The following is a 12,922-nucleotide window of genomic DNA, read 5'->3' as shown; positions in this document are numbered from 1 at the left end:
TGGCAATCCCTGCCTAAACATAGGTGCTCCGATAAAGAAACTCATGAGTAATCGCCGCCCTCGACAACGCTGACCACATAGACGTCTGCTTCTGGCCGACTGCGGACCTAAAGGCCCATTGACGTGGGCCTCATACATTAAACCTCAGTTTGCTCAGCAATCTCCAAGGCGTCGTCGACTTCAATGCCCAGATAGCGAACCGTGCTCTCCAGCTTAGTATGCCCGAGAAGTAACTGAACGGCGCGGAGGTTTTTGGTCCGCCGATAGATCAAGGTAGCCTTCGTTCGACGCATAGTGTGCGTGCCATACGCCGTCGCGTCGAGACCGATGGATTTGACCCAACCTGACAAGATTCGTGCGTACTGACGAGTCGACAGATGACCTGCATCGATCACTCGACTGGGAAACAGATGCTGGCTAGACGCCAGCTTTCGATGATTGATCCAACTGAGCACTGACTGACGAGTCTGCTCAGTAATCTCGAACTGAACAGGCCTTTGCGTCTTTTGTTGCATGACGATGGCACGATGGAAGACGCTTTGGCCTTGTGCGACATCCTTCACGCGGAGACTTACCAGGTCGCAGCCGCGAAGCTTACTGTCGATCGCCAGGTTGAAAAGCGCCAGATCTCTCAAACGCTCGGCTAACTGTAACCTTATCCTGATCGCCCAGATTTCCCTGAGCTTCAACGGTAACTTTTGACCGATTAGTCGTCCTTTGTTCCACGGGTCTCGACTCCTTGTGCTCCTGGCGGCGCTCGCATCCATATGTCCTCCTCATTGGGTGAGGATGGATTTTCTCCTACGGGCTAGTCTAAGCACGGCGCCCATTTATGGGCACTTTTGTAAATAAAACTCGGCGCCGCGGCGCATAGTAAAATCGACTAGACACAACGACACACGACGAAAGGCTTACAGATGGCGAAGATTGACTTGGCTGGTTACACCTTAGGCGAGCTAAAAGGCCTGCAGCACGACGTGGAAAGAGCAATCAAGGATCGTCAGCAACAGGAAGTGCAGAAAGCACGCGAGCAGATTCTTGCTATTGCCAAAGACGCCGGCGTCTCCGTGGAAGAGCTCCTCGGCAATGGAGGGGCGAAGGCAAAGAAGGCAAACGGCAAGAAGGTAGACGCGAAGTATCAAAACCCCAAGGACACTTCGCAAACCTGGACAGGCCGCGGCCGTCAGCCAAGATGGATGGCAGAAGCGGTGGCCAACGGCAAGAAGCCCGACGACTTCCTGATGAAATAAGGACGTTCGTAGCTCCGCACCGCCTCTGACTGAAGACTGCTTTCGGCCAGAAGCAGACTCTAACGCTGTATTCCTTGGAGACCTATGTACCCACTAGCAGCGATTTCCAGCGCAGCTCTAACATCGATCGCAATCGCCATTGCGTTGTCACTGAGTCCTGATCTCTACTCTTTCTCAGGGGTAGTCGTACCGATTTTTGTCGCAGTAGCGGTCACGAGTTTACTGCTGGGCTTTGTCCTAGGGCGAGCCCTTCTACTTCCTTCGATAGTCGCAGAATGCCTTGTCCTGATCATAGGTTGGCTATCAACACTGCTTTACGCAACACAGGCGTATTTGCAGAACTCCGTCCTCGCCCTTGCCGCAGGATTCGCGATAGCCAGCGTCAGCTATCTGACCGGATCTCGCCTTCGATCGAGTCTCAACTCAACTAAGCGACATCAGGTGAATTGACCGCTTTGGGTCGGAAGCGGACGCTGCCGAAGGTCCGCAACCGGCCAAGAGCGGACGTGCGCGGGAAGGAACTTCACTCAACAGGCTTTGGCCTATTCAAAGCGCTATGCACCTTGCTCACAACTCAGGAAATTTGCTCTGCCCAAAATGCGGCTGCCCGAAGGGCCTTCCAGTTATTTACGGTTACCCTGGCGCTATCGCCATGGCCGCGTCGCAGCGACGACTGCTAGCCCTAGGTGGGTGCATGATAGATAGAGCACATTTAAACCGAGAGTGTTCGGAGTGTAAGCATCGGTGGGCATGCGACCACCAGCCTCCACTTGACTGGAGTGCGATTGAAAAGATCGTACAGATTGAAAAAACCGCGAGGCGCAAGTCACTTTTAAAAAACGCATGGTTATGGGTGATACGTCGATAGCGGCTGGACTGGCAAGCGGTGCTGACATCCACCTCGGGGCAAAAGCAAACGTAACCGCAATGTCTGCAACCGGCCAGAAGCGGACCGCGCCATTGAACGCCAAACATCGAAAGCAAGCGAAATGACGCAGCTGCATGAACAGCTTGAGAAGGTTGATCAGCAACCGTTTCTCGCCTTTGTTCAGGTCTTAATCGTCGATCGTCGATATACTTTCAGCTTGAGCAGAAGCTCTACCATATAAATATTGCGAGTCAGTGTTGCGGTTAAGAAACCTAACAGACGCGAGGGTTGGGTATCTTCAAACCTTTCCCGAATACGACGCATACCGCAGACATGAATTTTCTTCCCGCAATCAGTGCTTCTGCGTTGCAGGCGCTGCAAGATCGTGCCGAAGTCAATCTTGCCGGCATCCTGCCGCGTGTCGGACCCTCACTTGCAGCCTTGATTGTTGTCTATTCAGTGTGGGACTTGTTACTCGATCCCGCCAACGCAATACAGTCAAGTATGACGCGTGTCCTGTTTGCTGGACTGGCTGCGATCGGATTTTGGTCCGTCGTTTCCAGCGGGACGGCCCACTTCCGAGCGACATGGTCGCACTGGATGCTCTCGAGCGGTGTCATCCTTGCCACCGCCCAGCTCGACGGCGGTCTCGTCGAGGGCGTCGGCGGTATCGTACTCGGCCTGTTCCTGGTTCCCTTCATTGCTAACGGCGCCAGTCATTTTGCGATAACCGTCACGCCGCCGGCGCTGCTTTTCATCCTATGTAGCGTCGCGCAGTGCACCTTGCCGGAGCTGGCACGGGGCCTGCTCTTGTATGGCTCCGCAGTTGTCGTCGCCTTCATGCAGATGCGCATTGCCATCGCCATTCGCTTTCATGCCCTGACGATTGAAAGGAAGCTGATACGAGACGCCACGCACGACACGCTAACGGGGATCCATAACCGGGGCTGGCTGGCCCAGCAGGCTGCACTAGCTTTCTCCGCAGCCCGGCGCTATCGCACCGAGCTTGTTTTTGTCATGCTCGATATCGATTTTTTTAAGCGCGTCAACGATACTCATGGGCACCAAGTTGGCGATGAGGTCCTGAAAGCTGTGGCGCGAACCATCCAGGGCACGCTCCGCGAAAGCGATCATTTCGGCAGGTTCGGCGGAGAAGAGTTTTTTTGTATCCTTCCGCATACGTCCAAAGAAACTGCTATGCAGTGCGCGGAACGGATTCGGCAGGCGGTCGCGGCGCTGGAAGTGCAGTCGGCGGACGCCGTTGTGACGGTCACGATCAGTATTGGCCTCGCCGCCATGATGGACGCAGATGGCAGCTGGGAAGACCAGCTCAAGCGCTCGGACGAGGCACTCTACCTAGCTAAACAATCAGGCCGCAATTGCGTCCGGCTTTCGGACTGAAGCTCCGTTCCTAGCCGCCAGCCCGTCAAGAGTGCATACTTAAGCACAATACGATTCTACTTGCAGGGCTACACCATCAAATTGACTAACATTTTCGGCACGTTGTTCAGACATCATTACCCTGTTGCCAATCTGCTACGCATCCTGGTCGTGGCGTGCTGGTTGCCGGGCATGATCGGGCTCGGAATCGTTGTCTTCGCCGATTACCGCGAGGAACGTCAGCGCCTGCTTAACGACAATATGCAGCGCGCACGGGCGCTAGGTCATGCAATCGATGGCCACATTTTGCGGGCGCAGTCGCTAGTCCAATCGTTTGCCATCGCCGATGAGATTCTGTCGGGTGATGTGAAGAACTTCTCAAAGCGCGCCTCGCGGGCAATCGCCGGCGCCGGCCTGCGTGGTCACATATTAGTCTACCGGTTCGAGAACGGTCGTTCTCTCCTCTATTCCAGCAAGGATGACCGGTTTGTCGCCGAATCCATTGATAGCGCGGCGGCGCGCCTAGTGTTCGAGCGTGGAACCAGCGTCATTTCCGACCTGACCATCGACCCTGACTCGGGCCATGCGTTCGTCAATGCGCACGTGCCCGTCATCTTGCACGGAAAGGTGACATATTCGGCGGCGATCGCTATTCCCACAACGGAGCTGACGGCGGAGCTGCTCGCTCAAGGCTTGCCTGTTGGCTGGCTTGTCGGCCTCACCGACCGCAAGGGGATTATCGCGGGTCGCAGTCGCGATAGCGACAAGCACGTCGGCCGGCCCGCGAGTCCCCAACTACGCGCGGCGGTCCTGAAAAGCGATGTAGGAACACTCGAAACCATTACGCGCGAGGGCATCGCGAACCTGACCGCGTTCTCGCGCTCGCCGCGCACCGGATACACAACCAGCATCGGTGTGCCACAAGCCGAACTCATCGGTCCACTGCGGATGAAGCTGGCAAGCCTGATCAGCACGTTCGCCCTCGTTTTCGGGCTCGCCTTGCTGCTGGCGCGCTATATGAGCAAGCGGATCGCCAATTCGGTTCAAGCCTTGATCAAACCTGCGATCGCCCTGGGACAGGGAACGCCGATTGCGTTCGACCGCTTGCACCTGGCCGAAGCGAACGAAGTCGCGGCTGCCATTGGGCGTGCCGCTGAACTGCTGACGCAGCGCGACCGAGCCCTCCGCGCGCAACAGGAAGCACTTCAGCAATTTCATTTCTTTACCGAGAACGCGAACGACATCCTGCTGGTGCTCGAAGAAGCCGGTCAGATCCGGTACGCGAATCGAATGGCGTCCAGGCGCCTCGGCTACGGCAATGCCGAACTGCTGGGGATGGAGATTTTCCAGATCGACAAGGCCGCCACGCCGAAACTGTTTGGTAGGTTGTTCGAGTATTCTCGTTCGAACCAAATCACCCCGTTCGAGCGCGAATACACATGCAACGACGGATCCGTGTTCCCGGTCGAGATTAATGCCACCGTCCTGGAACACAGTGGAGAATGGCTGATGTATGTGGCGCCACGCGACATCAGCGAGCGGGTGCAGGCCGAACAGGCGGTCAGGTGGGCAGCGACGCACGACGCCATGACCGGGCTGGCGAACCGCGCCTGCCTGCGCGAGTGCCTGTTGACGCTCCTGTCGGCCGAGCACTGCATTCTCGACAGCGGTGCCTTGCTGTATATCGACCTCGACCGATTCAAGCCGGTCAACGATGTCTATGGCCACGAGGTCGGCGACCGGGTGCTGCTGGAAGTATCGCAGCGGATTCAGGCCCTGATGCGCCAGACCGACCTGCTGGCGCGCGTCGGCGGCGACGAATTCATCGCATTGCTGGGATATCGGGACGACGGCGGCCGGCACGCGGCGGACACGGCCAGGTCGCTGATCGATGCGGTGTCCGCGCCGATTAAGCTCGGCAAAATCGAAGTGAAACTGTCGGCTAGCATCGGCATCAGCCGCTTTCCCGAACACGGAGACAGCGCCGATGTGCTGATCCATGCCGCCGACCTGGCCATGCTGCAGGCTAAGCACGACGGCCGCAACGGCTATGGTTTCTACGCTCCGGAGATGGACAAGCAGGCGCAGTTCGCTATCCAGGTCGAACGCCGCTTGCAGCAAGCCCTCGACCATGGCGCTCTTGCGCTGCACTTCCAGCCCATCGTCAACCTGGAGTCGGGCGCGGTCGATGGCGTCGAAGCCCTGGTGCGGCTTGAAGATGGCATCGAACCGCAATTGGGACCGGCCGCTTTCATTCCGGTTGCCGAGATGTGCGGGCTGATCGCGCCGCTGGGCGAGTGGGTGGCGCTCGAAGCCTGTCGCCAGCAGGGCCGCTGGCGCGACGCTGGTGTCCATCTCCAGGTCTCGGTCAATGTCTCGGCCCTGCAATTTCAGCGCGCCGACTTCATGCCCCAGATCCGCAAGCTGATCGCGGTCTCAGGCATCAATCCGCACTGGCTGGTCGTCGAACTGACCGAAACGGCGGTGATGGAGAATATGGCCGAAGCGGTGCAAATTCTAAGCGAACTCAAGAAAATCGGGATCAGAATTGCACTGGACGATTTCGGCACGGGATACTCCAGCCTCAGCGTCCTGCCTAACTTGCCTATCGACAAGCTCAAGATCGACCAGTCCTTCGTACGCCGCATCGACACCGATCATGCCAGCCGCGCCGTGATCGATGCCGTGATTGCTTTGGCAAACAGTCTGGAACTTGAATTGGTCGCAGAAGGCATCGAAACGGAAAGCGCGCTGCGGTACCTGCGCGAACGTGGCTGTCAACTGGGACAAGGCTACTACTTCAGCCGCCCACTGCCGCAGGTGGCGCTGGAGGAATGGGTCGAGAAACGAAACGCCCAGGTTGCCGACGACAATCGTTGTTCCTCCTGAATGCGAAGAGGTAGGTTCGCTCGAAGGGAAACACCATTGTTTGCGTGGTGAGACTGCGTCCGGCAACGAAGACATCATTTTCAATTCCTCAACCCGTCGCGTGATGTTCGACTTCGCTGTATCGCTCGTTCAAGGATCCGTGTACGGAATAAGTGGGGAGCAAGAGTTCTATCCGCTAGCGTTGAAGGGAGGTGGGTGGTCGTGAATGGTGTGAGGATGAGCGAAGACGATGCCCAGCCGTTTTTATTCTGCGGAATTTCCCCTAACGTGAGCATGCTTAGGTTTCACAATGATTCGTTAGCGGAGCTACAACAGATCCACAACTGCTTTGAGTCGACAGCTGCCGTACACTGCACGGCAGCAACCGGCCAAAAGCGGTCTTTTATAGCTTCGCAATATTGCTGCCGCACAAGAGCCGGCGCTGTGACAAGTATAAAGTTGCGTATGGAGTGGCGAAGCGTTCGCGCTAGGCTATGACATGAGAGCCGAGTAAGGCCCGAATTGCCTCGTGGATTTGACCATGAGCTCTTTAGATAAGAGACTCAATCTTTATTCTGTTATAGCTTGAATTCAACTTGCGGTAGTGTAGGCAGGCCGCGAACAGCACGTTGGGAAGCGGCGTAACCGTCCAGCGTAATAGTCTCGGGCGACCTGCCTTGAGAACGTATGGCTTTGCGAAAGAACGCCTTGGCCGAGACGACGTCGCGTCGCGGGCTAAGCCGGAAAACGACGGTCTTGCCCGCGGAGTCGACATCCCGGTAGAGATAAGCCGATTGCCGAATCCTGATGTAAGTCTCGTCCACTCGCCATGATGAACCTACCTGCGCTCAAAAACGACTCCAGCGCTTATCGAATTCAGGCGCGTAGTGCTGTACCCAGCGCAGGATTGTCGTGTGAGCGACCGACAGGCCTCTCTCGGCCATCATCTCGGCGAGGTTGCGGTAGGAGAGCTTATAGCGCAGATACTACCGTACGCACAGAATGATGACCTCCTGCTCGAAGTGTCTGCCTTTGAACAGGTCTTTCTTTTCTGGATGGTTACGCATACTGGGCAAAGCTCGTCATTCTAGCCGAGCCGCAGTTTTGCACCAGAGCCGGCAGAAGTAGAAAGAGTCGAGGCGCCTGATCTACGAGTCATGGTCAAGCCATCAGGGTGGTCACGGGCTGCCCCAACCCTATGTAGAGTAGGTAGCTCCACAGAGGTTCAAGATACAAGTGTGGGCGGATCCGCCCACGCGGTGATCGTTGCGATATGAACTGCCGCACGGGCGGCAGCACCGTTATGTGAACGCGTGGGGACCCTACGAGCCACCGACGGCTCCTGGGTGAACAGATTCACTGCACGCTGCAAGCCCTTGATTGTCGCTGAGGGGCCAGGCCCGGTCAGAACTCTTCCCACTCGCGCGTAGTCGGCTTGGCTGCAGGCTTGCGCGGCGCTGGCGCGACGGCGGCAGGCGCGGCCAGGCTTGCGCGGCGCGGTGCGGCGGCCGGCTGCGTGGCCGTGTGCGCATCAAGACGGAAGATACTCACCGCCTCGGCCAGCATGGCGGCTTGTTCTTGCATCGATGCCGATGCGGCGGCCGCTTCTTCCACCAGGGCGGCGTTCTGCTGGGTGACCTGGTCCATCTGGGCCACCGCTTCGTTGATCTGCTCGATACCGGCGGTCTGCTCGGCGCTGGCCGAGGTGATCTCGCCCATGATGTCGGTCACGCGGCGTACGCTTTCGACGATCTCGTGCATGGTGGCGCCGGCTTCGCCCACCAGCTTGGTGCCGGCGTTGACGGCCTGGGTCGAATCGCCGATCAGGGTTTTGATCTCCTTGGCTGCCGCCGCGGAGCGCTGGGCCAGGTTGCGCACTTCGGTCGCCACGACCGCGAAGCCGCGGCCCTGTTCGCCGGCGCGGGCGGCTTCGACCGCCGCGTTCAGCGCCAGGATATTGGTCTGGAAGGCGATGCCGTCGATGACGCCGATGATGTCGGCGATCTTGCCGGCCGAGGTGTTGATCTGGTCCATCGTGCCGACCACTTCGCCGATCACCCGTCCGCCGCGCTCGGCCACTTGCGAGGCCGCCTCGGCCAGGGTATTGGCCTGGCGCGCATTGTCGGCGTTCTGCTTCACGGTCGAGGTCAGTTCTTCCATCGAGGAGGCGGTTTCTTCGAGCGAGCTGGCCTGCTGTTCGGTACGGGCAGACAAGTCCATGTTGCCGGCCGCGACTTCGGCCGAGGCGGTGCCGATGGTGTCGGTGCCGGTGCGCACGGTCGTGACGGTACGCGCCAGGTTGTCGTTCATGGTCTTGAGGGCCTGCAGCAGCAGGCCGGTTTCGTCGCGGCTGTCCACCACGATGCGGCTGGTCAGGTCGCCGGCGGCGACGGTATCGGCCACCTCCAGCGCACGCGCCAGCGGACGGGTGATCGAACGGGTAATCCACCAGCCGACCAGGACGGCGATCACCAGTGACACCAGCGACAGCAGCGCGACCATGCGGCGCGCAGACGCGTCGGCCTCGCGGGCAGCCTGGGCGGCCTCTTGCGCTTGCTTTTGCTGCAAATCGACCTGCTCGGTGACTGCTGCCTTCACATCCCGCAGCAATGGGCGCATCGTGGCGTTCAGGTAGGCGGTTGCGCCTTCGATGTCGCCTGCAGCGATCCGCTTGAGCAGTTCTTCCTGTCCGTGCACATACTTGTCGTTGGCCGCCTTCATGCGCTCGAGAATCGCGATTGAACTGGCGCTGGTGAGGCGTTGGCGCAGTTGCGCCAGACCTTCCTGGGTGTCGCGCCGGGTACCGGCCAGCGCGTCGAGTTGCGCCTGGCGGTCGGCCGGGTCGCTGTTGAGGATCATGTTGCGCAGCGCGACGGCGGCCTCGTTCACGTCCACCAGGATACCGGTGCTGGCGTTGATGTTCGGCACGCGGCGCTCGGCCAGTATCTCCGTACTGTCACTGATGCGCGACATGAGCGTCAGACCCATGACCTGGCCGAGCAGGAGCAGCGCGACCAGCACACCGAAGCCGATGGCGAGACGCTTGGCGATTTTGAGATCGGAAAATTTCATGAAATTTTTCTAAACATATGCGAGGAATGGGTTCGGACAGCTTGCATGAGCGTCGCTCATACCGGGCCTCGGCCTGATAGGGAACAGCTGGCTGTTGATCGAGGTTGGCAGCAGACAGCAGGAAAACAGACACTGCTTGCCCTGGCACGACCTGCGTACGTCAATTATATTTCCATATGGAAAATATCTGCAAAAATGTATGAGTTTTTCGTCATATCCATCATTTATATCCTGACTCATCGTTGTTTTATGCAGGAAAACAACAAATTATCATAGTCGAGAGTTAAAATTGATGAATCGATAATTGGTTGCCTTCAATCCTTCGGGAACAAACAGCTACCTACATTCGTTGGGCATATAGTCGAACCTTGCTAAGTTGCAAGCGTGCGCTGCACTCGGAAATCCCGCACGCTGGCCAACCGTGATGAGACTGGCGCCGACGAAATCGGGTTTTGTCGCAATACGGAGATCAGACGAAGTTTTCTGCGCCGGGGAGCAGCTGCCCCTCAGTTTGAACGGACTTGTCGCGCCAGGAAGTAGAACTGATCAGAGAAGGACATCATTGTGGTACCACGGGCAGCGAACTGATCCTTGCGAATCATGTGCATGAGCTCGATCCCGGCGAGCGGCGTCAGCGCTTGGTCGATCTGGATAGTGGGGCGCCAGCGTCCCGGGGCGTTAAGGCGGCGCTTCTTGAAGGTCTACGTAGCGGAATGGTCACGATCGACGCGATCGCGCACAAACTTGCGCTCAGCCGACGCAGGCTGCAGCGCAGGATCAGGGAAGGCAGCAGCTACCAGAAAACTTTGCAGGACACCCGGGAATCGCTGGCGCGTGATTGCCCCGAAAAGACCGAATTTCCGTCCGCGGAAATTTCGTTCCTGCTGGGATTCGACGAACCGAATTCCTTCTACCGAGCATTCTGGACTAGGACAGGTATGACACGGGACGGCGTTCGCCGGCCGACGAAAATGCATGACCCTTATGCAAGAGCATTCGAGATCCCGTCGAAATATGCGTTGCTATTGGCGCGAGCGACAGAGCCCACACGGCTGTAGGCTGGTTTTCTTCTATCGTGGCCAATACGTAACGGCAAATTTGTTATATTGCATGCGTTAATCTTCGAGGCCGCTGTTTTCAAACGGAAAAATATGACAAATTCGCCTGGTTCCATGTTCTGGACTTTTTTATTACTTCTTGGCGCCATGGCAATTCCAGCCGCAGCGCAAGTTGCTGCGCCCGCCGAAGCGCCGGCGGACGTCGGCCATTGGGGTGTCGGTGTGGGCCTCAGCTTTAAGCAGCAGTCGTACAAAGGGATGGGAAACAAGACCAATGCGATTCCGCTTCTTTCGTATGAAAACAGATGGCTGCGCTTGGCCGGTCCCACGGCTGACTTCAAGGTTCCGCTTGCGGTCCCGGTAACGCTGGCTTTGCGTGCCCGCTATGCATTCGAAGACGGTTTCGAATCGTCGGAGTCACGTGACTTGTACGACATGGCGGAGCGCAAGAGCAGTTTTTGGCTTGGTGCGGCGCTCGGCTGGCATAGCGAACTCGTAAATGCCAGCGCCGAGTTGCTGGTCGATGCAAGCGGCCATAGTAAAGGAAAGCGGGCCCGTACCGCCGTTGACAAGCCCCTGCGCGCTGGCGCTTTCCTGGTTGCTCCACGTCTTGCCTTGAACTGGGTCGACCGTGATTACGTGAACTACTATTATGGCGTCCGCCCGAACGAAGCCCGGCAGGGCAGGCCTGCATACATGGGCGGCAGTGCGCTCAATCCGGAGCTCGGTCTACGCGTCGCCTACCGCTTGGCTTCCTATCACAGCGTGTATGTGGACGGCAGCGTCACACGCCTGGATGACATCATACAGGACAGCCCGCTGGTCGGTAGAAAAACGGAAAGCGCATTGCGCCTGGGTTACCTCTACCAATTCCGTTGAATACGGATCGCCTACAAGCGGCCGGATCCGTCTGCCGAATGTCGATGCAAGTGCCGGAAAACCAATGGTACGTCGTCCTTTCGAGCCCCGAGCTGCGCCGCGAGCCCCTGGGCGTCGAGCGCTTGGGCAGCGCATCGTCTTCTGGCGCGATAGCCAGAGCGTGGCGCATGCCCAAGATGATCGCCCTCCACATCTTGGCGCCGCGCTGAGTGCCGGCGCAGTACGGAACGACGCGCTGGTGTGCCCGTTCCACGGGTTTGCCTTTTACGGTACGGGAACGTGCCGGCATATCCCGGCTGTTGGCAGCACTGGCCGGATCCCGAAGGTGATGGCGCTGGGCACATTTGCGCTGCGGGAGCAATTCGGTTTCATTTGGCTCTGGCTTGGCCAGCAAAGGGAAGTCTATCCGGCGTTGCCTTTCTTTCCGGAATTGGCGCAGGACTGGCGGTGCCGGACGGACATTGTCGACTGGTCCGTCCATTACACCCGGGCGATCGAAAACCAGCTCGACGTTTCCACTTGGCTTTCGTCCATGGCGCGGCGATGGGACAGCGCGGACGCAGCTTCGTCGATGGTCCCTATGTCGGATCGGGTGCGCAAGGCATCCGCATCTGGTCGAGCAATACGCGCGACGTCGGCCAAGCGCAGCGTACCCCCACCGAGCTGCGGGATGTGGCGGCGGGCCGGCCTCCCAGGATACGATTCCTCTTTCCGGGAATTTGGCGAATGCGTCTCAGCCCATCCATCGGAACCATCGTTGCCTTCACTCCGATCAATGAACATAGCACACGCTATTACCTGCGCTTTTACCACCGCATCCGGTTGCCATTAATCGCGCGAGTGTTCGAGACGGTCATGGGCTGGAGCAACCGGCTGATTCTCGGTCAGGACAAGCGCGTCGTAGTGACCCAGACTCCTCCCAACAGCCTCGATGCATCCGCTGACCGTCATATCGAAGCCGATCGCGCCATCATCGCGTACCGCAAACAGCTCACAAGGCTGCTCTTCGGTGACAGGCAGTAATCCGGATATTGCCGCGGATGACCGGGAATAGACCGGACAAGAGGACTGCAAATTCCCAGAAACTACAATGCCAACTTACACGGGTGGGCGTTGCGTTAACGATATTCTTGGTGGCCCGAGGGCAGAATCGGGTCTTCGACACAAAGATTTTCAATCCTAATATCGCTAATTGGCACGCGTTTCCCCTTCGTCGCCAGATCAGGATCATCGTCTTTCCCGTAGACACGGATCTGGTCAAGCGCACTTGCGTGCGGTATGCCATGATTGTCATGACGCTCTCATGGGCTAGCGACTCGGCCACCACGCGGATCAAACGACCAGTGCTCGACGTTCTACTGAGCGGTTCGGAACTTCCGCTTTCGACCCAAAGCGGACCGCCCGTTCACTCCTCAAGCCAGTGCAAGGCTTGCGTAAGGTCGTTATAGAAAACGCGGTATTCCCCCTCACCAAATTGTCCGAAGGCGATCCGCGCTAAGTAAGCCAGTCCCTTCTTTTTGCAGCTTGTCGACCAATGCGAGCTTGTC

Annotated in this window: 8 protein-coding genes and 2 pseudogenes; 7 read left to right on the top strand and 3 right to left on the bottom strand. The window is 58.1% G+C overall.

Annotated features, from left to right (window positions below; genetic code table 11):
• Nucleotides 1–137 precede the first annotated feature (137 nt).
• A complete protein-coding gene (locus ASF77_RS08680; protein ID WP_056337724.1) occupies nucleotides 138–767 on the bottom strand; it encodes a tyrosine-type recombinase/integrase in 630 nt (209 codons plus the stop codon).
• Nucleotides 768–917: 150 nt separating this feature from the next.
• Here ASF77_RS08680 and ASF77_RS08675 point away from each other — a divergent pair, with 150 nt between their 5' ends.
• From ASF77_RS08675 to ASF77_RS08665, 3 genes are all read left to right on the top strand, one after another.
• The gene (locus ASF77_RS08675) at nucleotides 918–1,250 is read left to right on the top strand and encodes an H-NS family nucleoid-associated regulatory protein (protein WP_056337720.1); all 333 of its coding nucleotides are present in this window, start codon (nucleotides 918–920) and stop codon (nucleotides 1,248–1,250) included.
• A 1,201-nt stretch (nucleotides 1,251–2,451) separates the two neighbouring features.
• Nucleotides 2,452–3,519, top strand: coding sequence for a GGDEF domain-containing protein (locus ASF77_RS08670; protein WP_056337717.1), 1,068 nt, complete (start codon nucleotides 2,452–2,454; stop codon nucleotides 3,517–3,519).
• A 60-nt stretch (nucleotides 3,520–3,579) separates the two neighbouring features.
• Nucleotides 3,580–6,387: an EAL domain-containing protein gene (locus tag ASF77_RS08665; RefSeq protein ID WP_156648811.1), complete on the top strand. Its 2,808-nt coding sequence runs from the start codon at nucleotides 3,580–3,582 to the stop codon at nucleotides 6,385–6,387.
• Nucleotides 6,388–6,977: 590 nt separating this feature from the next.
• Here ASF77_RS08665 and ASF77_RS23605 read toward each other — a convergent pair.
• Both ASF77_RS23605 and ASF77_RS08660 read right to left on the bottom strand, forming a co-directional pair.
• Nucleotides 6,978–7,433 (bottom strand): annotated as a pseudogene (locus ASF77_RS23605) (IS6 family transposase); the annotation flags it as partial.
• Between the two features lie 337 nt (nucleotides 7,434–7,770).
• On the bottom strand, nucleotides 7,771–9,438 hold the full coding sequence (locus ASF77_RS08660; protein ID WP_056337710.1) for a methyl-accepting chemotaxis protein: 1,668 nt from the start codon (nucleotides 9,436–9,438) through the stop codon (nucleotides 7,771–7,773).
• A 521-nt stretch (nucleotides 9,439–9,959) separates the two neighbouring features.
• On the opposite strand from ASF77_RS08660, the gene ASF77_RS24630 reads away from it, so the two are divergent.
• The 4 genes and pseudogenes from ASF77_RS24630 (at nucleotide 9,960) to ASF77_RS24870 (ending at nucleotide 12,398) form a co-directional block, all read left to right on the top strand.
• Nucleotides 9,960–10,496 carry a helix-turn-helix domain-containing protein gene (locus ASF77_RS24630; RefSeq protein ID WP_200934153.1) on the top strand — a complete coding sequence of 179 codons (537 nt, stop codon included), beginning with the start codon at nucleotides 9,960–9,962 and terminating at the stop codon, nucleotides 10,494–10,496.
• Between the two features lie 93 nt (nucleotides 10,497–10,589).
• Nucleotides 10,590–11,375 (top strand): MipA/OmpV family protein, encoded by a 786-nt coding sequence (locus ASF77_RS08650; protein WP_082493674.1) that lies wholly within the window; start codon nucleotides 10,590–10,592, stop codon nucleotides 11,373–11,375.
• Nucleotides 11,266–11,670: pseudogene (locus ASF77_RS25225) on the top strand (Rieske 2Fe-2S domain-containing protein); the annotation flags it as partial. The gene ASF77_RS08650 and the pseudogene ASF77_RS25225, both read left to right, overlap by 110 nt.
• Before the next feature lie 224 nt (nucleotides 11,671–11,894).
• On the top strand, nucleotides 11,895–12,398 hold the full coding sequence (locus ASF77_RS24870) for a hypothetical protein (RefSeq protein WP_229445343.1): 504 nt from the start codon (nucleotides 11,895–11,897) through the stop codon (nucleotides 12,396–12,398).
• The last annotated feature ends 524 nt before the right edge of the window (nucleotides 12,399–12,922 follow it).

The sequence above is a fragment of the Massilia sp. Leaf139 genome, assembly GCF_001424165.1.
In the GTDB taxonomy this organism is placed as follows: Bacteria; Pseudomonadota; Gammaproteobacteria; order Burkholderiales; family Burkholderiaceae_D; genus Telluria.
The sequence above is the reverse complement of the archived record's forward strand: the minus strand, read 5'-3'. Positions and strand labels throughout refer to the sequence as shown.